The 25,482-nt window shown below is 41.0% G+C and carries 25 protein-coding genes, 1 tRNA gene and 1 rRNA gene; 17 read left to right on the top strand and 10 right to left on the bottom strand.

Translation table 11 applies throughout. From position 1 onward, the window contains the following. The 9 genes from AC58UU_RS28335 to dnaA all read right to left on the bottom strand — a co-directional run. Positions 1-584 (bottom strand): 16S ribosomal RNA (locus AC58UU_RS28335); the annotation flags it as partial. A gap of 349 nt (positions 585-933) precedes the next feature. Beyond that, positions 934-2,001, bottom strand: coding sequence for an HD-GYP domain-containing protein (locus AC58UU_RS28340; protein ID WP_497320768.1), 1,068 nt, complete (start codon positions 1,999-2,001; stop codon positions 934-936). An 82-nt stretch (positions 2,002-2,083) separates the two neighbouring features. Further along, positions 2,084-4,597, bottom strand: a complete 2,514-nt coding sequence (gene gyrA, locus AC58UU_RS28345) for a DNA gyrase subunit A (RefSeq protein ID WP_497320584.1) — start codon at positions 4,595-4,597, stop codon at positions 2,084-2,086. Positions 4,598-4,642: 45 nt separating this feature from the next. Beyond that, positions 4,643-6,559, bottom strand: coding sequence for a DNA topoisomerase (ATP-hydrolyzing) subunit B (gene gyrB, locus AC58UU_RS28350; RefSeq protein WP_497320586.1), 1,917 nt, complete (start codon positions 6,557-6,559; stop codon positions 4,643-4,645). Positions 6,560-6,711: 152 nt separating this feature from the next. Further along, positions 6,712-6,960, bottom strand: a complete 249-nt coding sequence (gene remB / locus AC58UU_RS28355) for an extracellular matrix regulator RemB (protein ID WP_047683999.1) — start codon at positions 6,958-6,960, stop codon at positions 6,712-6,714. 5 nt (positions 6,961-6,965) lie between these two features. Further along, a complete protein-coding gene (recF, locus tag AC58UU_RS28360; protein ID WP_047684002.1) occupies positions 6,966-8,084 on the bottom strand; it encodes a DNA replication/repair protein RecF in 1,119 nt (372 codons plus the stop codon). 28 nt (positions 8,085-8,112) lie between these two features. Continuing rightward, positions 8,113-8,328 (bottom strand): S4 domain-containing protein YaaA, encoded by a 216-nt coding sequence (yaaA, locus tag AC58UU_RS28365; RefSeq protein ID WP_047684005.1) that lies wholly within the window; start codon positions 8,326-8,328, stop codon positions 8,113-8,115. Between the two features lie 12 nt (positions 8,329-8,340). Then, a complete protein-coding gene (dnaN, locus tag AC58UU_RS28370; protein WP_497320589.1) occupies positions 8,341-9,483 on the bottom strand; it encodes a DNA polymerase III subunit beta in 1,143 nt (380 codons plus the stop codon). Between the two features lie 179 nt (positions 9,484-9,662). Then, complete coding sequence (dnaA, locus tag AC58UU_RS28375) at positions 9,663-11,027, bottom strand: chromosomal replication initiator protein DnaA (protein ID WP_497320591.1); 1,365 nt, start codon at positions 11,025-11,027, stop codon at positions 9,663-9,665. Positions 11,028-11,657: 630 nt separating this feature from the next. Here dnaA and rpmH point away from each other — a divergent pair. The 12 genes from rpmH to AC58UU_RS28435 all read left to right on the top strand — a co-directional run bounded on the left by rpmH (position 11,658) and on the right by AC58UU_RS28435 (position 22,655). Continuing rightward, positions 11,658-11,792, top strand: a complete 135-nt coding sequence (rpmH, locus tag AC58UU_RS28380; protein WP_029196162.1) for a 50S ribosomal protein L34 — start codon at positions 11,658-11,660, stop codon at positions 11,790-11,792. A 147-nt stretch (positions 11,793-11,939) separates the two neighbouring features. Continuing rightward, positions 11,940-12,299 carry a ribonuclease P protein component gene (gene rnpA, locus AC58UU_RS28385; RefSeq protein ID WP_171644228.1) on the top strand — a complete coding sequence of 120 codons (360 nt, stop codon included), beginning with the start codon at positions 11,940-11,942 and terminating at the stop codon, positions 12,297-12,299. Between the two features lie 71 nt (positions 12,300-12,370). Further along, positions 12,371-13,138, top strand: a complete 768-nt coding sequence (gene yidC / locus AC58UU_RS28390) for a membrane protein insertase YidC (RefSeq protein ID WP_497320593.1) — start codon at positions 12,371-12,373, stop codon at positions 13,136-13,138. Continuing rightward, on the top strand, positions 13,135-13,752 hold the full coding sequence (jag, locus tag AC58UU_RS28395) for an RNA-binding cell elongation regulator Jag/EloR (RefSeq protein WP_497320595.1): 618 nt from the start codon (positions 13,135-13,137) through the stop codon (positions 13,750-13,752). Before yidC ends, jag begins: the two co-directional genes overlap by 4 nt. Positions 13,753-13,823: 71 nt before the next feature. Continuing rightward, positions 13,824-15,200 carry a tRNA uridine-5-carboxymethylaminomethyl(34) synthesis GTPase MnmE gene (gene mnmE / locus AC58UU_RS28400; RefSeq protein ID WP_497320596.1) on the top strand — a complete coding sequence of 459 codons (1,377 nt, stop codon included), beginning with the start codon at positions 13,824-13,826 and terminating at the stop codon, positions 15,198-15,200. Positions 15,201-15,246: 46 nt separating this feature from the next. After that, positions 15,247-17,142 (top strand): tRNA uridine-5-carboxymethylaminomethyl(34) synthesis enzyme MnmG, encoded by a 1,896-nt coding sequence (gene mnmG / locus AC58UU_RS28405; protein ID WP_497320597.1) that lies wholly within the window; start codon positions 15,247-15,249, stop codon positions 17,140-17,142. Between the two features lie 3 nt (positions 17,143-17,145). After that, on the top strand, positions 17,146-17,868 hold the full coding sequence (gene rsmG, locus AC58UU_RS28410; RefSeq protein WP_497320598.1) for a 16S rRNA (guanine(527)-N(7))-methyltransferase RsmG: 723 nt from the start codon (positions 17,146-17,148) through the stop codon (positions 17,866-17,868). A 341-nt stretch (positions 17,869-18,209) separates the two neighbouring features. Continuing rightward, positions 18,210-19,025 carry a nucleoid occlusion protein gene (noc, locus tag AC58UU_RS28415; RefSeq protein WP_307550993.1) on the top strand — a complete coding sequence of 272 codons (816 nt, stop codon included), beginning with the start codon at positions 18,210-18,212 and terminating at the stop codon, positions 19,023-19,025. Positions 19,026-19,186: 161 nt separating this feature from the next. Further along, positions 19,187-19,945: a ParA family protein gene (locus tag AC58UU_RS28420; protein ID WP_029196154.1), complete on the top strand. Its 759-nt coding sequence runs from the start codon at positions 19,187-19,189 to the stop codon at positions 19,943-19,945. Further along, positions 19,942-20,814 (top strand): ParB/RepB/Spo0J family partition protein, encoded by an 873-nt coding sequence (locus tag AC58UU_RS28425; RefSeq protein ID WP_497320600.1) that lies wholly within the window; start codon positions 19,942-19,944, stop codon positions 20,812-20,814. The genes AC58UU_RS28420 and AC58UU_RS28425 overlap by 4 nt, the downstream gene beginning before the upstream one ends. Before the next feature lie 173 nt (positions 20,815-20,987). Further along, positions 20,988-22,148 carry an aminotransferase class V-fold PLP-dependent enzyme gene (locus tag AC58UU_RS28430; protein WP_497320602.1) on the top strand — a complete coding sequence of 387 codons (1,161 nt, stop codon included), beginning with the start codon at positions 20,988-20,990 and terminating at the stop codon, positions 22,146-22,148. A 15-nt stretch (positions 22,149-22,163) separates the two neighbouring features. After that, positions 22,164-22,655 (top strand): DUF4446 family protein, encoded by a 492-nt coding sequence (locus tag AC58UU_RS28435; protein WP_497320604.1) that lies wholly within the window; start codon positions 22,164-22,166, stop codon positions 22,653-22,655. Here the strand turns inward: AC58UU_RS28435 and yyaC are convergent. Beyond that, positions 22,630-23,253: a spore protease YyaC gene (gene yyaC, locus AC58UU_RS28440; protein ID WP_497320605.1), complete on the bottom strand. Its 624-nt coding sequence runs from the start codon at positions 23,251-23,253 to the stop codon at positions 22,630-22,632. The genes AC58UU_RS28435 and yyaC overlap by 26 nt on opposite strands. Positions 23,254-23,350: 97 nt before the next feature. Between yyaC and AC58UU_RS28445 the strand changes: the two genes are divergently transcribed. The 5 genes from AC58UU_RS28445 (at position 23,351) to AC58UU_RS28465 (ending at position 25,458) form a co-directional block, all read left to right on the top strand. Beyond that, complete coding sequence (locus AC58UU_RS28445) at positions 23,351-23,587, top strand: putative Se/S carrier protein (protein WP_497320770.1); 237 nt, start codon at positions 23,351-23,353, stop codon at positions 23,585-23,587. Between the two features lie 18 nt (positions 23,588-23,605). Continuing rightward, entirely contained in the window at positions 23,606-24,445 is an 840-nt protein-coding gene (locus AC58UU_RS28450; protein WP_497320606.1) for a mechanosensitive ion channel family protein, read from the top strand. A 48-nt stretch (positions 24,446-24,493) separates the two neighbouring features. Then, positions 24,494-24,709, top strand: coding sequence for a DUF951 domain-containing protein (locus tag AC58UU_RS28455; RefSeq protein WP_029196148.1), 216 nt, complete (start codon positions 24,494-24,496; stop codon positions 24,707-24,709). A 69-nt stretch (positions 24,710-24,778) separates the two neighbouring features. Then, positions 24,779-24,866, top strand: a tRNA-Ser gene (locus tag AC58UU_RS28460). Positions 24,867-25,026: 160 nt separating this feature from the next. Beyond that, a complete protein-coding gene (locus AC58UU_RS28465) occupies positions 25,027-25,458 on the top strand; it encodes a hypothetical protein (protein ID WP_497320607.1) in 432 nt (143 codons plus the stop codon). Positions 25,459-25,482: the final 24 nt, after the last annotated feature.

Here is a 25,482-nt window from a genome sequence, read left to right on the forward strand (position 1 = left end):
CTGCGCGCGCTTTACGCCCAATAATTCCGGACAACGCTTGCCCCCTACGTATTACCGCGGCTGCTGGCACGTAGTTAGCCGGGGCTTTCTTCTCCTATACCGTCACACAAAGAGCAGTTACTCTCCTTGCTGTTCGTCTAGGGCAACAGAGCTTTACGATCCGAAAACCTTCATCACTCACGCGGCGTTGCTCCGTCAGACTTGCGTCCATTGCGGAAGATTCCCTACTGCTGCCTCCCGTAGGAGTCTGGGCCGTGTCTCAGTCCCAGTGTGGCCGTTCACCCTCTCAGGTCGGCTACGCATCGTCGCCTTGGTAGGCCGTTACCCTACCAACTAGCTAATGCGCCGCAGGCCCATCTATAAGCCACAGATTGCTCCGTGTTTCATAATTCTCTCATGCGAGAAAATCAGTTATCCGGTCTTAGCTATCGTTTCCGATAGTTATCCCAGTCTTATAGGCAGGTTACCTACGTGTTACTCACCCGTCCGCCGCTAACTTACCCCGAAGGATAAATCCGCTCGACTTGCATGTATTAGGCACGCCGCCAGCGTTCGTCCTGAGCCAGGATCAAACTCTCCATAATAGTAAAACTATCTGAAAGCTTAATTGCTCATTTGCGTTGCTAGCGAGATTTTGCAATCTCTTTTTTGAACGATTTCTCGTTCGTGCTTACTCACTCGTTGTTCAGTTTTCAAAGATCAATTTCTTTCGTTTTAATCCTTCGCCCCTCAAAGGCGACTTGATTAATATACCACATCAGCCTATTCGATTGCAAGAACTTTTTTTAATTTCTTTCGTTCTTTCGTTCGACCGCCGAAGCGACAAGGAGTAATATAACAAATCTAAAAGCGGAATGCAAGCTTTTCTTTATCCTTTCTTAATAATAAAGAAAACCCCCTATAGTAGGGGGTTAACATTACTCTCTATGTCTTTTAAATATGACCAATAACATCTTGAATGAATAGGCTTCTTTCTAATGTTAAATTTACAATCGTTCCATTAACGTTAATCCAAGGTCTGGTAGGATGAGAGCGATCGGAGAAAATAATCTCACCCACACGATTATCACTTAGTTTTACGATTGTTCCATTGCTTATTTGTGTGGACTTGTTCATAAATACTTGAACCAGGGTTGGATCTACTTTACCGAATGACTCTGTGAAGAGCTGCTCAAGTACAACATACGGTGACAAAGCCGTTTTATAGTAACGCTCATTGGTCATGGCGTTATAAATATCAGCAATCGCTACTATTTTGGCATACATGTGAATCTTGTCACCTTTAACTCCTAAAGGATAACCCGACCCATCCTCACGTTCATGATGCTGAATGGCCGTTAATTTGACACCTTCGTTAATACCGGAAATATTTTTAAGAATCTGATACCCGATTAGCGTGTGTTGTTTAATCTCATCCATTTCAGATGCTGTTAGGGAACTCTTCTTCTCAAGAATGCCAGGATCAACTTTGGATATACCAATGTCATGTAAGAGACCAGCTAACGCTATTTGCATCAGATCTTTCTGAGGAAGACCATGCCATCTAGCTAATGAATAAGCGGTTAAGCTGACCTGAATACTTTTGTGATAAATGTAATCTTGCAAACTGCGATTTTTCGGTGTGAAGGTAAGTACTTTATAGGCATCAATATGTTGAATGAGTGCTTCAAGACCGTTTCGAAGATCTAAGATGGGAAGCGGTTGTCCACCATTAGCGAGATAAAAGACGCGTTTAAGCAGCTTCAACATATTCTGATATTCCAAATAAAAAGGATGAACGGTTGCAACTTCATTCGGTTTCGTTTCTTCACTCGTGGCTTCGGATTCTATACCATTCTTAGACTCAATAAAGACAGATGAAATGAGAAATGCTTTTAGAATCTCAATCTCTCTTTCACTAATGACTTTTCCTTTGTTGAAAAGTACATTCCCCAATTTGGTTATAACGTTATCGCCTAATCTTTCACCATATTTTAAATGAGAAACGGCTACTGTCGGCACAATCATTCACTCACCTTAACTTATCGTATACTTCTTATTGTAAAGTAAAAGGGATGGGTTTGTAAGCCCCATCCCGAACATTTTATTCTTCTGTTTCTGTTGTTTCTGTATCTGTTGCTTCTGTTGCTTCTGATTCTTCCCAATCGCCGTCTTCCTCATTCTCGCTTTGCTCTTCATTTTTCTGCACGCGAGCTAAGGTTCCAACTTCATCGTCTTCACGAATATTGATTAAGCGTACACCCTGCGTGTTACGACCCATCATGGAAATCCCGTCCATACTTGTACGAATAACAGTACCCGATGCTGTAATAATCATAAGATCCTCATCATTTTGCACCACTTTAAGACCGACAATAGGGCCGTTCTTATCTGTGACGTTCAAGGTCTTAATCCCTTTACCACCGCGTGACTGGATCCGATATTCAGCAACAGGCGTTCTCTTACCAAAACCTTTGGTCGTAACAATGAGTACACTATTATCTTCATGGACAACGTCCATATCAATAACCGTATCTTCTGGATCCAGGTGTATCCCTTTAACCCCAGTAGCAGACCTACCCATGGACCGAACATCTTGTTCTGGGAAGTGGATGGACATCCCAAGCTTGGTTCCCATAATAATGCCTTGGTTACCGTCAGTCAGTTTAACGCCAATGAGATCGTCATCTTCCCGTAAATTAATGGCGATTAGGCCGCCTTTACGAATGTTTGAATAATCGTCAATCGGGGTTTTCTTCACAACACCTTGCTTCGTTGCAAAGAATAAGTACTGCTCTGTTTCGAAGCTTTCTACCGGAATCACCGCGTTAACCGTCTCACCTTGCTCGATCTGGATTAAGTTAATGATTGGTGTTCCACGAGCTGTCCGGCTCAAATCCGGAATCTCATAAGCTTTAAGACGGTACACTTTACCTTTATTCGTAAAGAACATCAAATAATGATGAGTATTCGTCACGAATAAATGTTCGACGAAGTCATTGTCTTTGGTATCCATTCCGACAATACCGCGTCCTCCACGCTTCTGGTTCCGATACGTTGTAACCGGAAGACGCTTAATGTAACCCGTATGCGTAATCGTGATAACGACATCTTCACGCGGGATGAGGTCTTCATCTTCGATGCTTTCCTCACCAACCGTAATTTCGGAACGTCGCTCATCGCCGAATTTCTCTTTAATTTCATTCAATTCTTCGCTAATGATGGCTAGAATCAGATTCTCATCAGCAAGAATCGCTTTAAGCTCAGCGATTTTCTTCATAAGTTCGGCATATTCAGCTTCGATCTTCTCACGTTCTAAGCCAGTTAAACGCTGTAAACGCATGTCGAGAATAGCTTGAGCTTGATCGAGGCTCAAATTAAATGTTGTCATGAGCCCTTCTCTAGCTTCATCCGTTGTACGGGAAGCACGAATCAAGGCAATAACTTGATCCAAGTGATCAAGTGCGATGCGTAAGCCTTCTAAAATGTGAGCGCGCGCTTCCGCTTTGCGCAGATCATACTCTGTTCTACGGCGAATGACTTCTTGCTGATGCTTGAGATAATAATGCAGCATCTCGCGAAGATTTAGAACCCTTGGTTCGCCGTTGACGAGTGCAAGCATTATAATACCGAAGTTCGATTGCATCGCCGTATGTTTAAATAAGTTATTCAGAACAACGTGAGGATTGACGTCGCGACGAAGCTCGATGACAACTCGCATACCGTTGCGGTCGGACTCATCTCGAAGATCCGTGATACCATCAATCTTTTTCTCACGAACAAGCTCTGCGATTTTTTCAACTAATCTAGCTTTATTTACTTGATAAGGCAGCTCATTAACAATGATTCTAGCTTTATTATTGTTTTCTTCAATAACAGTTCTAGCACGCATCGTAACTGAACCTCTGCCTGTTTGATAGGCTTGTCTAATCCCCTCACGGCCTAGGATAAAGCCAGCTGTTGGGAAATCCGGACCTTTGATTGCTTGCATCAGTTCAAGAGGTGTAATATCCGGATTTTCAATCATCATTTGGATACCTTCGATAACCTCACGAAGGTTATGAGGAGGAATGTTCGTAGCCATCCCTACCGCAATCCCGGAGCTTCCGTTCACAAGTAAGTTGGGAAAACGAGAAGGCATAACAACCGGTTCATTTTCTTCGCCATCATAATTTGGTTTATAGTCAATTGTCTCTTTGTTAATATCACGAAGAAGCTCCATCGCGATCTTCGACAAGCGAGCTTCGGTATAACGCATGGCCGCTGCCATATCACCGTCGATCGATCCAAAGTTACCATGACCATCTACCAGCATATAGCGAAGTGAGAAATCTTGCGCCATTCGAACCATCGTCTCATATACCGCAGTGTCTCCGTGCGGATGGTACTTACCGATGACTTCACCGACGATTCTCGCCGATTTCTTATGTGGTTTATCTGGAGACATGCCTAGCTCAGACATCGCAAACAAGATACGACGATGAACAGGCTTCAGACCGTCTCTTACATCTGGCAGTGCACGACTGACAATGATACTCATCGCATAGTCTAAGAAAGATGTGCGCATTTCGGTAGAAATGTCAATTTCTTTGACTTGCGAATGTAATTCTTCGCTCATGAATGTTCCTCCTGAAAGCTTACATCGTTAGCAACGTCTAGGACGTTAGATATCTAGATTTTTCACGTACTTCGCATGTTCCTCGATGAAATCTCTTCTAGGTTCTACGTTATCTCCCATCAATGAATCAAAGAGCGTATCTGCTTCAATCGCATCTTCGATCGTCACTTGCAGGAATGTACGGCTTTCCGGATCCATCGTCGTTTCCCACAATTGTTCTGGATTCATCTCGCCAAGTCCTTTATAACGCTGTACATTGACTTTGGCACCTTCACCGAACTCCTGCATGATGACTTCTCTTTGCTTTTCGTTATACGCATAGCGAACCGTTTTATTTCTTTCGAGCTTGAAAAGTGGAGGTTGTGCAATATACACATAACCGGATTCAATTAATTTTTTCATGTACCTGTAGAAGAAAGTAAGCAGAAGTGTACGAATATGCGCTCCGTCAACGTCAGCATCGGTCATGATAATAATTTTGTGATAACGTGCCTTAGTGATATCGAAATCGTCACTGATCCCTGTACCAAAGGCTGTAATCATCGCACGAATTTCTGTATTGGATAGAATTCGATCCAATCTAGCTTTCTCTACATTCAAAATTTTTCCGCGAAGTGGAAGAATCGCTTGGAAATGACGATCACGTCCTTGCTTAGCTGATCCACCTGCAGAGTCACCTTCTACGATGTAAATCTCACTGATAGAAGCATCCTTGGATGAGCAATCTGCTAGTTTACCTGGCAGTGCGCTTACTTCCAATGCGCTTTTACGACGAGTCAATTCTCTCGCTTTACGCGCAGCTTCTCTTGCTCTTGCCGCTTGAATCCCTTTTTCGAGAATCTTCTTCGCAACCGAGGGGTTCTCTTCCATAAATGTTTGCAGCTTCTCGGCAAATAGAGATTCTACAATACCACGGACTTCACTATTTCCTAGTTTGGTCTTCGTTTGACCCTCAAATTGAGGCTCTGGAATTTTCACGGAAATAATGGCTGCAAGACCTTCGCGCACATCATCCCCCGATAGGTTGGAGTCACTTTCTTTCAACGAATTACTTTTGCGGGCATAGTCATTCAAGATCCGCGTTAGCGCGCTTTTAAAACCGGACTCGTGAGTACCACCCTCATGTGTATTGATGTTATTCGCGAAGGAGTAAATATTTTCCGTATAGCTATCGTTGTACTGAAGGGCAATCTCGATGGAAATATTGTCCTTGGAGCCTTCCACATAGATTGGCATTTCATTGACGACTTCACGGTTACGGTTCAAATGCTGAACGAAGGAAACAATCCCACCCTCGTACCTATGTGTATTTACCGTGTCCGTACGCTCATCAATTAAATTAATTTCAAGCCCTTTATTCAAGAAAGCTAGCTCACGAATTCTGGATTGAAGCGTATCGTAATCATATTCAACTGTTTCCTTGAAGATCTCCGGATCTGGTTGGAACGTAACTTGTGTTCCTGTTTCATCGGTTTCGCCAATGACTTTCACATCATACTGAGGCACACCGCGGCGATATTCTTGTTGATGAATTTCGCCTTTGTACTTAACTTGAACCGTTAGCAGCTCAGACAAAGCATTTACGACGGAAATACCTACGCCATGCAGGCCGCCTGAAACTTTATAACCGGAATCATCTCCACCGAACTTACCGCCGGCATGAAGTACCGTAAGAACGACTTCTAACGTCGGTCTCTTTAACTTTACATTTTCACCTACAGGGATTCCACGGCCATTATCAATAACGGTCACACTATTATTCTTATGAACGATAACATCAATTTTCGTACAGAAGCCGGCCAAAGCCTCATCGATACTATTATCGACAACTTCCCATACGAGATGATGAAGTCCACGGGCACTGGTTGAACCAATGTACATACCCGGACGTTTACGAACGGCCTCTAAACCTTCCAGAACCTGAATCTGACTTTCATCGTACGAGTTTTGATTCACAGACATGTTAATCTTCACCTGCTTTTTTATAGTGAGAGAAACCTCTATCGCAGTCATTCGAAAATGAGCGACCGCGCTTAGAGGACAGTATATTCGCCAATAAGTAAGCTGATTTCGGAATTCCGAAATCCTATACTTTCTTATGTGGGGAGAAAAGGTTAATTCGTTAACAATTGATGCGCTCTTTTCTTGAGCGTGGTAGAGGAAATTGGAGAATAATACACTTTACTCTTCGTAACAACGAGTGATTTGCAATCTTCTTCGCCGATTTGCTCTGTTTTTTTATCTTTTAATGCTTGCTGTATGAATTGTTTCGATATTTTGGAAGATTTCTCTATCGAGATATCGAAAATAGCAATCAGTTCGGATGCCCTAATAATTTTCTCTCCACCCAAATGAATAAACATGCTCCTCAGCTCCTGCCGCTTACATTTCCTTTCAAAACATGAAACACGGAAGCATGATCCAGTTGATCCAAATGGACACTCTCTAGACCTGTTGTTGTAATAAAAGTTTGGACTTTCTGCTGAAACGTTCGGATCAGTTGTGTCTGTCTATACTCATCAAGCTCGGATAGCACATCATCCAGCAATAATAGGGGATACTCGCCAACTTCCTCATGAATAAGCTCTATTTCTGCAAGCTTAAGTGATAACGCTGTTGTTCGCTGCTGACCCTGTGATCCATACGTTTGGACTTCTTTGTCGTTGATGTAAAAAAGAAGATCGTCACGATGAGGGCCCACTAGCGTAACACCTCTTCGGAATTCCTGATCTCTAACCAATGATAACTTTATCATAAATTGGTCTAATAAAACAGATTCATCTTCAAACGGTGTCATGTCAAAAGAGGGGGAATAGCGAATAAGAAGCTCCTCACTATCATTCGTAATCCCTCTATGGATCGTTTCTGCCCATTGTTGTAGCTTCTTAATAAAGCTTTGACGTTTTTTCATAATTTTAACACCATACTGTGCTAATTGTTCATTCCAAATGTCTAACATCGCGTCTGGCGCGGTTTTTCCTGGGAAAGATTGCTTTAAATAATTGTTCCGCTGCACCAATATTTTCTGATATTGCGATAAATCATGCAGATAGGAGGGTTGTACTTGACCAATCTCCATATCGAGGAAACGCCTTCTAATACCAGGAGTTCCTTTGACGATCTCTAAATCTTCCGGAGCAAACATGACCACATTCAAAGCACCGATAAAGTTACTAAGCTTCTTTTGTTCGAGGCCATTTATTTTCGCTTTTTTACCTTTCGTCGAAATGGAGAGATCTAGTTTGCAGCTGCCATATCGCTTCTGAATTTCCGCATGGAGCTGCGTCTGCTCACCGTTCCAGCCAATTAATTCTTTATCCTGATGGGTGCGATGTGATTTCGTCATGGCCATTACATAGATTGATTCCAACAAATTTGTTTTGCCCTGGGCGTTAGGCCCCACGAATATATTCACATTGCTATCCGTTGTTAGCTCAATCTGGTCGTAATTTCTGTAATGACTGAGTACGAGTCTGTTCAAAAACATGGGTGGCCATCCTCCTGGGTTAATCCGATCAGGAGCTAACGACTTCGAATTGTCCGAAACCCTCCACGGTTACCACATCTTGCGGCACGAGTTTCCGGCCTCTACGATTTTCAGCTTGTCCGTTCACTTCGATTTTTGTATCCACAACAAAAAATTTGGCTTGTCCACCTGTGGATATACAGTCCGATAATTTCAGAAACTGTCCAAGTGTAATATAGTCCGTATTTATGGGGATCTGTTTCATATAGCGCACTCCTTAATTCGTTGTTCGATACGGCAAAATAAGCTGCAGAATGTTTGTGGAATCTTGAGGCTTCATGATGATTGGCTGCATAGCTCCAGTAAATCCGATGTGAATGAACTCGGAATCAAGAACTTTAAGCGCATCGAGCATATATTTGGAGTTAAAAGAGATTTTGAGTAACTCACCAGCAATATGCTGCAGGTTAATTTGCTCAGTTACTTTTCCAAGCTCGGAAGAACTTGAAGAAATCTCAATCGTCTGGTCTTCAAGCATCATCATTTTCACAATGTTCGTCTTATCTTCTCTGGAAAGTAAGTAAGCACGGTCGATGGCTTCAGCCAATTCTTTGGTTGGTACGACCATTTCGGTTTGAAAAGATTGCGGAATCAGCTTTGATGTATCCGGGTAAGTTCCGTCTAAAATGCGAGAATAGAACAAAATTGAATGAATTTTGAATAAAACTTGGTTGTCTGAAATAACTATATCTATAAGGGAGTTTTGATCAGGCAAAATTTTGCTTAGTTCATTCAGAGTTCGGCCTGCGATAACAATGTTCGGAAGTTGATGGGCATTATCATTATCAACCGTTACTTCTCTGCTAGCAAGTCGATGGCGATCACAAGCAATAAATTTCAGTTTATCGCCTGAGATGTTCCAGAGCACACCCGTGAGAATAGGCGTCGATTCATTCGTTGATACGGCATAAGAAGTTTGCTTAATCATCGTTTTCAGTAAATCGCTGGGCAAACGAAGCATTTTACTTTCTTCGATTTCGGGCAGCAGCGGATATTCATCGGGATCGAGCCCCATGATTTGAATCTCAGAAGAACCTGAACGAATAATGGTTTGAAAGTTATTTCTTACTTCGATTTCGATTAATTGTGCAGGTAGTTTACGAATAATTTCGACGAAGAATTTGGCTGGAAGAACGACACTACCGGCTTGAAATAGTTCAATAATTTTAATCTTCTCATTTTCACTAGGGGTAAAGCTTTGAATGGAAATATCCGTATCGCTTGCTGTAAGGGTTACACCGCTTAAGGTTGCATCTATTTTGATCCCTGTAAGGATAGGTATGGTTGTACGAGAGGATATGGCTTTGGAAACGTGACCAATGGATTCAATTAGATGGTCTTTTAGGATGGTTAATTTCATGATTTCACTCCTGTGGTTCTTTTTTTCATTGCGTTAGCATAATCATTATATAATAACATTCTTTATTAGTAATAGCAGTAGGGGCTCTGGATATGTGGATATGTGGATGAACCTTATATAAATCAAGCCTATCCACATGTGAATAGATTGTGCATAGGCTTACCCAAAATTAAATGTTATCAAGAGGGGTTCTTGATGCGTTCTGTCAGATTATGAACGATCTTGTAAAGATCCTGATCTACTTTTAATTGTTGTAATATTTTATCATGGGCATGGATAACCGTTGTATGGTCACGGCCACCAAAATTATCTCCGATTTTCGGCAAAGAGAAGTCCGTCAGCTCACGTGCCAGGTACATCGCGACCTGTCTAGGGAATGCGACGGCTTTTGTTCGTTTACGGGCTTTGAAATCCTCTAGCTTTAATCCATAGAATTCTCCAACCCGCTGCTGAATATCCTGTATCGTGATTACCCGTGGTCGATTCGATGGAATAATATCTTTCAATGCTTCGGCTGTTAGATGCACGCTAATATCCTGATTAATAAGGGATGAGTACGCAACAACTCGAATCAAAGCACCTTCAAGCTCACGAATATTCGTATCGATTTGGTTCGCGATATAGATCATCGCTTCATTCGGAATCTCCAGATTCTCTGCTTTCGCTTTCTTGCGGAGAATGGCTATGCGTGTTTCTAAATCAGGGGGCTGAATGTCTGTAATTAATCCCCACTCAAATCTCGAGCGTAACCGATCTTCCAGGGTTGGGATTTCTTTGGGCGGCCGGTCACTAGAGATAATAATTTGTTTACCTTCTTCATGAAGCGCATTAAATGTATGGAAAAACTCCTCCTGCGTACCTTCTTTACCAGCGAGGAATTGAATATCATCAATCAATAATACATCGATCGTTCTATATTTATTACGAAATCCTTCGCCGCGGTTATCACGGACCGCATTAATAAATTCATTCGTGAACTTTTCTGATGAAATATATAAAACACGTGCCCCAGGGTTATGTTCTAACACATAGTGGCCGATGGCATGCATTAAATGGGTCTTACCTAAACCAACTCCTCCATAAAGAAAGAGGGGATTATAAGCTTTAGCAGGTGCTTCGGCAACAGCTAAGGATGCAGCATGAGCGAATCGATTGCCGGATCCGATAACGAACGTGTCAAAGGTATACCTAGCATTCATCATATTGGTGAAATTTTCTTCACCTGTAACGATCGCAGGACCTTTAGGTGGGAAAACAGCTGGCTGAACCGCTGTTGACTGAGATTTCTGCTCTTCCGTTTCAATGATGAATTTCACAGAAACCTGTTTACCCGTAAAGTCATAAATGGTTCCTTCAATTAGCTTGGTATAGCGGCTTTCGAGCCATTCCTGAGCAAAATTGTTGGGCGCACAAATGACGACAGTTGAATCATTGAATACTGTCGCTTTGGTTGATTTAAGCCAAGTGTCGAAGCTTGGTTTACTGAGCTTAGTTTGAATAATCGTTAAAATTTGCTGCCATAAGTCCGTAGAATGGCCTTCCACAGTAATTCACTCCTTTGAAATCAAACATGTGGCATAAGGCCAGTAAAGATATGTTCGGTTTATAATGCTTTATTGTAAAATCTCGAATATAAGCAATTCACATTAAACGTTCGGCTTAATCGAAATCTGTATATAGTTTGTGCGGTTAACAACGAAAAGAACCTTTATGTCTGATGCGGTCAAGAAAGGACGAATTTTGTCGATTTTATCCACATTATTAAGGATCGGCTGAAATGACTTATTCTTGTAGAGGGAAAATTGTGCACATTGTTATCCACAGGTTGTTGATAAGTCGGAGAGTTAGTGGTGTCTATCCACAACAGAAACATTATCATCTTATCAAAAGATTACTTGTTAATCAACGGATTGTTTGATATTATCCACATTTACAACAAGTTGTGCATAGATTTTGTTCACAACACAAGATATTGTTGATATTATGTTAATTTTCGACAAGCTTCTCTGTGGAGAGGTGAAATTTTATACACAGGTTATTCTTTTTTTATATTTATGGAGAAAATGTCTTCTTCACCTGTACACTCGGGTATGTTGACTTTCTGCTGTAGAAATGATTTAATGAGTAGTAGAAATTTTGTAGGATGGATATCCTCAGGTAGGGAGGTGCTATAGATGGGTCCGACGTTTAACCCGAATACGAGAAAGCGTAAGAAGAATCATGGTTTTCGTAAAAGAATGAGCACGAAGAACGGTCGTAAAGTTCTGCAAGCTCGTCGTCTTAAAGGAAGAAAAATTCTTAGCGCGTAAAAAATGAGGCTCCGGAAGGGGCTTTTTTTTTTGCATTTTGAGGGATTGGTTTATATGGGGATAATTCTGTTAAAACTATATAAGCTAACTAATATTGTATTGAAACTAATTTAATCACGGAGTCATCTGTCTGGAGCGTACATAAACGTGGAAAAAATATATAGATTAGCTAAAAGAGAAGACTTCAATAAGGTATATCGATATGGGAAGTCGATGGCGAACCATCAATTCGTACTATATTATTTACCCCAACCTAAATTGGAACAATTTCGCCTTGGCGTGTCTGTGAGTAAAAAGGTAGGCAATGCTGTCGTTCGAAACCGGCTCAGACGAATGATGAAGGAAATTATCCGTTTGAAAAAAGAGAATATGACTCCACATTATGACTACATCTTATTGGCTAGAAAACCAGTGACTGAAATGGACTATGCCGAGATGGAGAAAAGTATCTGGCATGTGATTCGCAAAGCTTCTTTATTAAAAAGAAATGATGTCATTAAAAAGTAACGTAATATTTCCTTGCGAGCTGAAGATGTGTTATAGTTTATGATGGAAAAGATATTTAGGAGGATCTCATTTTGACTCGTCGAATTTATATGCTAGCTTCACTCTCTGCGTTGATCTTATTACTGTCCGGATGTAGTCCGTCAAGTGCAGCTATGGCACCTATTGATCCGAATACCGCAAGTTTTTTCGTTAAATATTTTGTGTACCCGCTTTCCATGACACTAGACTGGTTCGCTGATCATCTATGGGGTCAATACGGATTATCCATCATGGTCGTTACCTTGATCATTCGTTTAATTATTTTGCCGCTTACACTTAAGCAGTACAAAAGTTCCAAACGGATGCAGGATCTACAGCCAGAGATGAAGAAGCTCAAAGAAAAGTATAAAGATGATGCGAAGAAACAGCAGGAAGAAACAATGAAGCTGTTTCAGCAAAATGGTGTGAATCCATTAGCAGGATGTTTCCCAATCATTGTTCAAATGCCAATTCTAATTGCTCTTTATCAAGCGATTATGCGTAATGATCACATCCGTGAACATACTTTCCTATGGATGAATCTTGGACAACCGGATCACCTGTACATTCTTCCACTGATTGCCGCGGCAACGACATTCGTTCAACAAATGTTTATGTCTTCCCAAATGAATCAACAAATGAAAAGCTTATTATATATTTTCCCAGTTATGATTTTCGTGATGTCCATGAATTTCGCAGCTGCGCTTCCGCTTTACTGGATTTACGGTAACATCTTCACAATCATTCAGTCTTACTTTATTTACGGTTCTCCTGCATCGCAAAAGGCGGCGCAAAAAAATAAGGGTGGCCTGTCCAAATGAAAAAAATTGTGGTGACTGGAAAGACTATTGAGCTAGCGGTTAAATCCGGTTTATCTCAATGGCAAGTTTCCGAGGATCGTGTAAACATTCATATTTTGGAGAAACCCTCGAGAGGGTTTCTTGGATTTATTGGTTCCAAAGAAGCTAAAGTAGAGCTTGAATTGATTCCAGATCCACTTGAGGAAGCCATTGCTTTCTTACAAGATATGTTCGCAGCGATGCAGATTTCCATCACCATAGATAAGCGTAAAGATCGTGAAGGCTATATCTTGAACATGAGTGGCTCTGAATTAGGTATTCTGATCGGTAAAAGAGGACAAACACTGGATGCTTTGCAGTATTTGGTGAATATCGTTGCAAACCGGTATGCGAATTCTCATTTTCGTATTATCTTAGATGCGGAAAGTTTCAGAGATAGACGTAAGAAAACGTTGGAGGAGCTCGCAGTTAGGCTTGCCAATCGTGTGATTAAGTCGAAAAAAGAAGTGATTCTTGAACCCATGAATTCTCAGGAACGAAAGATTATTCATGCTGAATTACAGGGTCATCCAGTTGTAAAAACATACAGTAAAGGCGAAGAACCGAACCGTCGGGTGGTTATCGCTGTCAAATAATGCTACCGCAATGACTTTGATCATGTCATTGCTTTTTCTTTAAGATGAGGTAAATTCGAGGTGTAAATACTATGTTAAATGATACGATTGCTGCTATTTCTACACCGCTTGGAGAGGGTGGGATAGCGGTTATTCGTGTGAGCGGAGACGAAGCTGTTCCTCTTGTGGAACGTATTTTTCGCTCTAAAACGAAATTATCTGTTGCTGAGACGCATACGGTACATTATGGATTCATAATAGAACCTGCTTCTGCCCAAAAGGTAGAGGAGGTTCTAGTTACGTTAATGAAAGCTCCGCGTTCATTTACGATGGAAGATGTCGTGGAGGTCAGTTGTCACGGAGGCATTGTCTCTGTGAAGAAAGTGCTCGATTTATTGCTGCAGCAGGGGATTCGGTTAGCTGAACCAGGTGAGTTCACGAAGCGAGCATTCTTGAATGGTCGGATTGATCTGACCCAGGCTGAAGCGGTAATCGATTTAATCCGGGCCAAATCGGATAGAGCTTTCAAAGTAGCTTTGAAGCAAGTAGAAGGAAATCTGTCAAAGCAAATCAAGCATTTACGCTATATATTAGTGGAATTGATGGCTCACGTGGAAGTGAATATTGATTATCCTGAGCATGATGTAGAAGAAATGACGAACACTTTCATAAAGAGCAAGTGTGATACGGTAATGCTTGAAATTGACCGTCTTTTGATAACCGCGGAGCAAGGTAAGATATTGCGAGAAGGTATTGAAACGGCTATTGTCGGGAAGCCAAATGTCGGCAAATCATCGCTTCTCAATGAATTAGCACAGGAGAATCGTGCAATTGTAACGGATATTCCTGGTACAACAAGGGATGTTATTGAGGAATTCGTGAATATTGGTGGTATTCCTTTGAAGCTGCTTGATACTGCGGGCATTAGGGAAACGTCAGATCTCGTTGAACAAATCGGAGTTGAGCGTTCGAAGACTGCTTTAGCAGAAGCAGATCTTATTTTGTTAGTGCTGAATAGTAATGAAGAGCTTGAATTTGATGAAATCGCACTGATGAAACAATTAGCGGATAAGCAAACGATTGTCATTTTAAATAAGACGGATTTAACTAGAAAGCTGAATGTCGAACAGGTTCTGAGTTACTTTCCACAGGAACGTATTGTTGAGTTATCACTGATTGAGAATAAAGGTATTGAAGATTTAGAAAAAGCGATCGCGGCAATTTTCTTTGAGGGTAAACTAGAATCAAGTGATTTGACGTATGTTAGTAATGTTCGACATATTTCACTATTGAAGCAAGCTAAACGTTCGTTACAAGATGCACTTGATGCTAATGAACAATATGTACCTATTGATATGATACAAATTGATATTCGAGCAGCTTGGGAGCAGCTTGGAGAGATTATTGGCGATTCCGTAGGAGAATCATTGATCGATCAAATATTTACACAATTTTGCTTAGGAAAATGAAAACGACAGCATTTGCGTTTTCATAAAAGAGGGAGGGACGTTTACTATGGGATATCATGCAGGTGATTATGATGTTATTGTCATCGGCGCTGGACACGCAGGTTGTGAATCAGCACTGGCCTCAGCACGCATGGGTTGCAATACGCTTTTATTAACAATTAATTTAGATATGGTCGCATTCATGCCTTGCAATCCATCTATTGGTGGTCCTGCGAAGGGCCACGTTGTTCGTGAGATTGACGCGCTTGGTGGCGAAATGGGTCGTAATATCGACAGAACGTATATTCAGATGCGAATGCTGAATACAGGGAAGGGCCCTGCGGTACATGCACTGCGCGCACAAGCGGACAAATTTGCGTATCAACATAAAATGAAAGAAACAATTGAAGCGACTCCAAACTTGACGTTACGTCAAGGTATGGCGGAAGAGCTCATTGTTGAAGGCGGCGTATGTAAGGGTGTTATCACTAAAACAGGCGCTGAATATTACTCCAAAGCGATCGTGTTAACGACAGGGACTTATTTAAGAGGGAAAGTTATTATGGGCGAGCTGATGTATGAGAGCGGCCCAAATAATCAACAGCCTTCTGTTAAATTATCGGAATCCTTGCGTAAACTTGGATTTGACCTTGTTCGCTTCAAAACAGGGACACCGCCGCGCGTTCACAAGGATTCAATTGATTTTAGCAAAACGGAAATTCAACCGGGTGATGATGAGCCTAAATTTTTCTCATTTGAGACAAAAGCTGAGATTGGTGGAAATGAACAGCTACCTTGTTGGTTAACGTACACGTCTGAGGAAACGCACAACATTATTAATTCTAATTTGCATCGTGCTCCGATGTTCTCGGGGGCTATTGAAGGAACTGGTCCAAGATATTGCCCATCCATTGAGGATAAAATAGTTCGATTCGCTGATAAACCTAAGCATCAAATCTTTCTAGAGCCAGAGGGACGTCATACTTCGGAATATTATGTTCAAGGGTTATCAACTAGCATGCCTGAAGATGTTCAATTGGGTATTCTTCGCTCAATCCCTGGATTAGAGAAAGTGGAAATGATGCGTACCGGATATGCGATTGAATATGATGCGGTAGTTCCTACTCAGCTAAAACCTTCTTTGGAGACGAAGTTGGTAAGTGGACTATTCACTGCTGGACAAATTAATGGAACATCGGGATATGAGGAAGCTGCAGGTCAAGGGGTTATGGCTGGGATTAATGCGGCTCGTAAAGTTCAAGAGAAAGAAGCTATTGTTCTAGATAGATCGGAAGGATATATCGGCGTTTTAATTGATGATCTTGTAACAAAAGGTACGAATGAACCCTACCGTCTATTAACCTCACGCGCAGAGTACCGTTTACTTCTTCGCCATGATAATGCTGACCTAAGGCTAACGCCAATTGGGCATGAAATTGGGCTTATTTCAGACGAACGATATGCTGCATTCTTAAATAAGAAGGCTTTGATTGATCAAGAAATTGAGCGTTTGACTAACGTTAAGGTGAAACCAGAACCTCATGTACAGGAATTACTAGAGAGTTTGGAAAGTGTGCAGTTGAACAATTCTGTTCCAGCCATTTCGCTGCTTCGTCGTCCTGAGATTGAATATAAGCACATTGAACAGATGACTCCTTCTCCACTTGAGCTTGACGATGAAATGAAAGAACAAGTAGGGATTCAAGTGAAATATGCTGGCTACATCGAAAAACAAAGCAATCAAGTTGAACGTTTGCGTAAGATGGAAAAGAAGAAAATTCCGGATGACATTGAGTATAGCGAAATACACGGGATTGCGACGGAAGCTAAGCAGAAGTTAGCTAAAATTCGTCCGATATCTATTGGTCAAGCATCTCGTATCGGAGGCGTTACACCTTCGGATATTTCTATCCTGCTTGTTTATTTGGAACATTACAACAGAGTCATTGCGGCTAGAGGTTAATTCATGGATCCTATTCAACATCAATTTGTTCAATTATTAGAAAAACAACAAATTTCTCTTTCTACAGATCAACTTGATCAATTTGAGTTGTATTACAAGACACTTGTAGAGTGGAATGAGAAAATGAATTTAACGGGTATTACAGAGAGAGATCAAGTTTACTTAAAACATTTCTATGATTCTCTTTCTGTTTCTTTTAATTATAATGTGAGCCAAATATCATCCGTAGCAGATATAGGCTCTGGAGCTGGATTTCCGAGTATTCCTTTGAAAATTGCTTTTCCACATCTTAAAATCACGATCGTTGATTCTTTGAATAAACGTATTTTGTTTTTAAGAGAGTTAGTTACGCAACTCGGGCTTACGGATACGGAATGTGTTCATGGTAGAGCAGAAGACATTGCTAGATTACCTAAATATCGAGATCAATTTGATTTGGTTACGGCTAGAGCTGTAGCACGATTGCAGGTTCTAAATGAATTTTGTCTTCCTTTTGTTAAGAAAGGTGGAACGTTCATTGCGATGAAAGGTTCAGAGATTGATGAGGAACTAAGCGAGGCTTCATTCAGTTTAGCAGAGTTAAGAGGGAAGGTAGTCAAGGTGAATCGTATGCAGCTACCAATCGAGGAATCGATCCGGCATTTTGTAGAGATTCATAAACTAGCATCGACTCCCGCTAAGTATCCTAGGAAAGCAGGTATCCCGCTTAAAGAGCCTTTGGTCTAATTGTGAATTTGTTCCACGTGAAACATTTACATGGATTCGAGTGTCAAATAGAAGGAAATAAGAACTCTATGTTGAATTAATAATAGAGTGAATTTAACCTAATAGGTAAGTAATTTTAAGAGATTGCACTTGTCATACTTCGACGTAATATTGGCAAAATGTTTTCGTTCGTTGAAAAGAAAGTATAGGTATATACTTTTGCTTCGCATCAACCTTGACAAACGCACTCATCCGTTTAAGGATGAAGTTGCCGTTTATCCTTGTGTAGGACGAAGAGGTCGTCTATCTTTGGATCATTTTGGTCGCTTAAACTACGGGAAGAGTTGGTGGTAAGTTTTCCTATGAAAGAACAAATTTCAAAGCTATTTGGCCTATCAGATCGATCAACGACTGACGAGGTCAAGAACATATCGGTGAATAGTATTATTCCAAGTCCGTATCAGCCAAGGTTGCTATTTGATGATGATCGAATTGATGAGCTTATGCAAACTATTCGAACTCATGGTATCATTCAGCCTATCGTTGTCAGAGTTAAGAACAACACATTCGAACTAATTGCAGGTGAACGACGTCTAAGAGCTGTTAAAAAGTTGGGTCTCGATACAATCCCTGCAATCGTACGTGATTTCAACGATTCACAAGCAGCATCTATTGCTCTTATTGAAAATTTACAGCGTGAAGGACTAACTGCAATAGAAGAGGCTGCTGCTTACCAACAATTAATAGAGATGCATGATTTAACGCAGGAAAGCTTAGCTCAGCGTCTTGGTAAAAGCCAATCCACGATTGCAAATAAGATTCGATTATTACATCTAAGCGAACCTGTTAAGATGGCATTAATGGAACGAAAAATTACTGAACGTCATGCCAGGGCGTTGTTGGCGCTTGATCAAGAGGAACTACAAGTTAAAGTGCTTGAAGAAATCATCGCTAAAGAGTTGAATGTAAAGCAAACCGAAATTAAGATTAATTTTTTGAAGGAAGCTACTAAAATCAAGAAATCTCGTCGCGTCTCTTTTTCGAAGGATGTTCGGTTAGCACTAAATACGATTCGTCAATCTGTTGAGATGGTTTCGAGTTCAGGTTTAAATATTAATACGTCTGAGCAAGATCATGATGATCATTACGAAATTATAATTAAGATTCCTAAACGATAATAAGGCATTTATTGCTACCTTAAACGGCGCAAGCCGTTTTTTTGCATCTTATGGACATAAACTATCAAATATTGATAAGGTAACTCGCTCATAGATATGTTAAGATAGTAATACTGCTTTAGTATGGCATTTGAAACATAAGCGATTGAGGTGAAATGGTTTTGTCTAAAATAATTGCAATAACAAATCAGAAGGGTGGCGTCGGCAAGACGACAACTTCTGTGAATTTAGGTGCTTCCCTAGCCTCTTTAGGGAAAAGGGTGCTTCTCGTTGACATCGACCCACAAGGCAATACAACAAGTGGCATAGGTGTAAACAAAGCGGATGTTGTTAATTGTATTTATGATGTACTAATTAATGATGTTCATCCCAAAGATGCAACGGTTGATACCAATGTTCCGAATCTCAAAATAGTACCTGCAACTATTCAGTTAGCAGGAGCTGAAATAGAACTTGTACCAACGATTTCAAGGGAAGTACGATTAAAGAAATCCCTCCAGTTAGTGAAACATTTATATGATTACATCCTTATTGATTGTCCTCCGTCACTAGGCCTTCTAACCATTAACTCATTAACTGCTGCCGATTCTGTCATTATCCCAATTCAATGTGAATACTATGCGCTTGAAGGATTAAGCCAGCTGCTCAATACCGTTCGCTTAGTTCAAAAGCATCTTAATACAGGGCTTCAAATTGAAGGTGTTTTGTTGACTATGTTCGATGCAAGAACCAACCTTGGTATACAAGTTATTGAAGAAGTAAAGAAATACTTCCAAACGAAAGTATACCAAACGATTATTCCAAGAAATGTTCGCTTAAGTGAAGCGCCCAGTCATGGACAATCTATTATTACGTATGATCCTAGATCAAAAGGCGCGGAAGTGTATTTAGAGCTTGCGAAGGAAGTGATCTCTGTATGACCAAAGGCCTTTCTAAAGGTTTAGGTAAGGGATTGGATGCTTTAATTACTTCTTTACATATCGATGATAGTGATAAAGTTATTCAAATCCCATTATCTCAATTGAGAGCAAACCCTTATCAACCTAGAAAAAACTTTAATGAAGATAGTATTAGAGAATTAGCTGATTCAATCAAAGAACACGGTGTTATTCAACCGATTATCGTCCGTAAAGTTCTCAAGGGTTTTGAGATTATTGCAGGTGAACGAAGGTTCCGTGCTTCTCAATTAACAGGGATCCCGACGATTCCTGCTGTTGAAAGAAACTTTTCGGATCAACAAGTTATGGAAATCGCTTTGATTGAGAATGTACAACGTGAAGATCTCAATGCGATGGAAATTGCTTTCGCTTATCAAGGTATTATTGACCAGTTTTCTCTTACACAAGAAGAGCTTTCTGCAAAGGTTGGAAAGAGTAGATCGCATATTGCTAACTTTCTGAGATTGCTGCAACTGCCTGAATCCATTAAACAATATGTTTCACGTGGAACATTATCAATGGGACATGCTAGAGCTATTGTGGGTGTGAAGGACGATAAGGTGAAGAAAGAACTCGCAGAAACGACCATCAGTAAACAATGGAGTGTACGTGAGCTAGAAGAAGCTGTGAAAACGTTGGAAGAGACACCAGGGCAAGAGAAGGAAAGAAGTAAGCAAAAAGAAAAGAATAGAGATCCATATATTAATCAAGCCGAAGATCAGTTGAGAGATATCTACCGTACGACGGTGAAAATTAAACATCAGCAGGATAAAGGTAAGATTGAACTTCTCTACTATTCCAAAGACGATTTAAACCGTCTACTAGAATTACTTCAAGGAAAAATCTCTTAAAATTAGATAGCATACCGATGGTTTTCTTTCGAACTGAAAGATCAAACTAAGGTATGCTATATTTATGAGTTGATGAGTAACTATACAACTTAAAGTGCTTCGCACCAACCTTATCAACCGTGCTCGTCTTTAAGGACGGCGTAAGCTGTTTATCCATGAGAGAGGGTGACAATATGAAGGGTGTTATGTATTTTGATCAAGCGGCATCATCGTGGCCAAAGCCGCCTGCCGTTATGGATGCCATGATGCAATGTATGCAGGAGTTTGCAGCCAATCCAGGCAGAGGTAGTCATCAGATGGCAGTGAAAGCCAGTAGGGTATTATTTGAGACGCGAAAAAATACGGCACGTTTATTCGGGATTAGAAACCCTAATGATATATCGTTTGCATTGAATACAACCCATGCGCTGAATCAAGCGATCAAAGGCTTCGTAAAAGCTGGGGACCACGTGATATGCACCAATATCGAGCACAACTCCGTACGTAGACCGCTTGAATATTTGAAGGCTTCGGCTCAGGTTGAACTTACGTATATCCCTAGTGATGAACAAGGTAATATTCGATTAGATGAATTGAAGAAGGCGTTTCAACCCAACACAACACTAGTTGTTGTCAATCATAGTTCAAATCTGTTGGGAACAATTATGCCAGTTGGTGAAATAGGAGACATCTGTCGTGCTCAAGGCGTTAGGCTGCTCGTAGACGCGGCTCAGAGTGCCGGCATATTACCAATTGATGTAGTGGGTATGAATATTGATATGTTGGCATTTCCGGGCCACAAGGGGCTCCTGGGGCCTCAGGGAACAGGTGGTTTATACATTCATCCGGACATTGATTTAGAGCCGCTATTACATGGAGGCACGGGGAGTCAATCGGAGGCCATACACCAACCTACCGTGCGACCAGATCGCTATGAAGCTGGGACGCAAAACACAGTTGGAATAGCGGGTTTGAATGAAGGCGTGAAATTTGTCTTGGCTGAAACGGTAGAAAAGATTCATGAAAAAGAGTGGCGTCAAACTCAGCTCCTGATGGAAGGGTTACTGGGAATTGAAGGAGTCACGGTTCTTGGGCCGATGCTTGGACAAAATAAAACAGGAATTGTTTCCTTTAATATCAACGATGCGGATTCATCGGAGGTGGCTTTTATCCTGGATCAATCTTTTCAGATTGCCGTTCGTTCAGGCTATCATTGTACGCCACTTGCGCATGAAGCTGCTGGAACTTTAGCTATAGGTGCGGTAAGAGCGAGCATTGGCTATTTTACAACGGATAATGAAGTGGTTGCCTTGATTGATGCTGTAAAAGAGATTCAAACGCAGTATGCGAAGTAGAAAGAGGGATAAATCATGGGGGAACTGTTTGGCCTTGATGGTGAGGTCATCGTATTAACTTGTTTCTTATTAATCGTTGTGCTGTTTATTTTCATATTAGTTGTATCAATTAAATTAGCTTCCTTGCGTAAACAATATACACAAATGATGAACGGCTCAAAAGCAGAGAATATAGAACAGCTCATAATTGAAATGCAAAAAGGATTGAACGAGCAAAAGGCCGAATCAATAGCGACTTCAGCCAAGGTTGAAACGATTCGTCAAGCATTGATGAAGACGAAGTCAAAAATCGCGATCCATCGCTATAATGCCTTCAATGAAGGTGGAAGTGATTTAAGTTTTACAATTGCTATATTAGATGATTATCAAGATGGGGTCATTCTAACGGGAATACATAGTCGCGAGCAAATGTATTTATATGCTAAGCCAATTCAGAATGCACAATCAACGTATACGCTAAGCTCAGAAGAAAAAGAAACGATTAATCAAACTTTAAAGCAGCCGTAGCATTAGGTGTATAAGATTGCGTGCGACGCAAAGCTGAATGAAGAGCATCACCAATAATATTGGCCATATTCATAACTAAGCTAAGCCGCGTGTTCTGCAGGACGAAATACTCCATAAATCCACCGACATTTACAATTCCGGTTACATGGATGTTTCCAACTGGAGGCAAATCTTTATTAACACCGGCGCCAGGTTTAAGAGGTCCATCGGCAACCTGAATGCAACCGACGCTGGATACTTGACCAAGGCAAGCATCGATGGCAACGATGAATGGATTTTGAAATTGGTTATGGATTTTATCAACAGTTTCAGCTAAATTCATGGCATGGACAGGCTCATCTAAAGTACCAAAAAGATGGAGGTTGTGGAGGTTGGTCGTTCGATTCAAATGAGAACCAACTAATGGTCCTAAGGAATCACCAGTAGAACGATCAGTCCCTACACATATGACAACGATAGGTTGATAGGTTGGTAGTTTGCTGAAGATGGTGTGTAAATGCTTTGAGAGAAGATAAGGAGTATCGGCATCTGTATGTTGAATCTTCAGTGGTTCTAGAACCGTATTTTTCACTCCATCGAAACCAAATTGGAATTTCATCGTATCCCTCCAAATGTTACTACTTTTTTTACTAGTATATGGAGAGATAGGGACATTTATACGTAGAAGAGGGGGACTTTCCCTGAAACTTTCAATTATGTTGCTAGCGTTTGATTCTACTCAACAAGCACTGAGAGCAGAAATGCTGCTAGAGTATGCAGATATCGAGATCGACATAAGACCAACTCCGAAAGAAATCACTGCAGGCTGTGCACTGTCTATCGAATTTCCGGGAGAGAGTTTAGAACAAGTAAGAGAGATTATTCATTCAGAGAATGTGGAAATAAGAGGCATCTATTTTAAAAATGAGGATAAATATGTTACGATAGAATGAAATTAAGGGGGGCTGCACATGGCCTTTGTAACTAAGTTTTTTGCAGATTTAGTTCAATGGATACACGAACATATAACGAAACCGGAAATGATAGCTTCGATATTTTGGATTATCGTTAAAATTATATTAATCTATGTAGTAGCTAAAATTTGCATAAAAATAGCTGATAAAACAATTGCTCATATGATTTCAGCAAGAGATAAGTCTCCGTTGAAATTTGATAGAAGAAGAACGAACACAATAGGAAGTCTTATACATAATCTAATAGCTTACACGATCAATCTCATATGCATTATGCTGATACTAGGGCAAGTGGGGTTGAATATAGGTCCATTACTTGCGGGAGCAGGTGTCCTTGGTTTAGCGATTGGTTTCGGGGCACAGAGTTTGGTGAAAGATGTAATAACAGGTTTCTTCATCATATTTGAGGATCAATTCGGGGTGGGAGATGTCATTCAGATTGATTCATTCAAAGGTACTGTGGAAGAAATCGGGATTAGAGTGACCCGGATTAAGAGTTGGACCGGTGAAGTGCATATTATTCCAAATGGGAATATCAAACAGGTCACCAATTTTTCTACCTACAATTCACTTGCTGTAGTTGATGTAACGATTCCACTTCATTTGGATATTGATAAAGCGACAGAAATCCTCAAGGAAACGGTGAAGCAAGTTCAGCTGTTAACCGATGATATTGTGAAAGAACCTGAGGTGCTTGGTGTTCAGATGGTGGGTACAACGGATTTGAAAATTCGCATTATCGCGGAGTGCAAGCCGACTAGACAATTTAATGTGACTAGACTTTTGAATATCGAGATTAAGAAGCAACTCAATATCACACAAATAGAAGTGCTATAACCCAAGAAGATCATGTCCATAAAATTCGGAAAAGGCGGTGGCAGACGAATGGAGAAGAAGCAGTATCAACTTGGCGATATTGTGCAAATGAAAAAGCCCCATCCGTGTGGCACCAATGAAATGGAAATCATTCGGATGGGCATGGATATTCGGATCAAATGTGTAGGCTGTAAACACAGTGTGTTAGTGCCGAGAACGAAGTTCGAAAGTAAGCTAAAAAAAGTACTTCGATCGAATACAGAGATACAAGAAGAGTCCTCCTAAGGGGTTCAAGAAAAACACTTGCGAGAGCCTGACTTTTTTGATACAATAAGTCCTGTTCTCGCTTTTCATGGAAAGGTACCCAAGTGGTCCAAGGGGGCTGACTCGAAATCAGTTAGGCGTCGCGAGGCGTGCGTGGGTTCGACTCCCACTCTTTCCGTACTCTAGTGGAACCAACATATTGAAACAAATTAAGAGCTTTTTACGTCTATGAAGACGTAGAGGGCTCTTTTGCTTTTGCAGGTAGGGAATAAAGGGCAAGGAAAGGAAGCAAAATAACCCCATATCTAGGCATAGGTAAAATGAGGAGGTAGAACGATATGAGAATTTGGGTGATGATGCTTCTGGTGCTGGCTATGGTCGTCACAGGGTGCTCCAAGAAGAATGTGGGAGGTACGGCAAGTCCAACTCCTGGAGTGACGGTACAGCCTTCTGCAGGGGCTTCTGCGACGCCTGGCGGGACAAGTAGTCCAACTGGTGGGACTACTGCTACTGCGACACCAAAGGCTAGCGACAATGCGACGAAGGATGAGCCGCTTCCTAAGATAACGAAGGAACAGGCCGATAAAATAAGTATGACAGGCACCTACGATGACGTGGTGAAGCTGACAGGATCCAAAGGTAAGCTGGTTAAAGATGAGAATGGAAAGAAAACGTATGAATTCGAGATATCGAATCAACCTGGTTATTACGTGCAGCTCGTTTTCTTTGCGGATGGTAAGATATCGGAGAAACGAGTTTATCAGAAATAACGAGAGCAAAAGGCCGCACACTCA

The sequence above is a fragment of the Paenibacillus sp. JT22N1 genome (genome assembly GCF_059692155.1).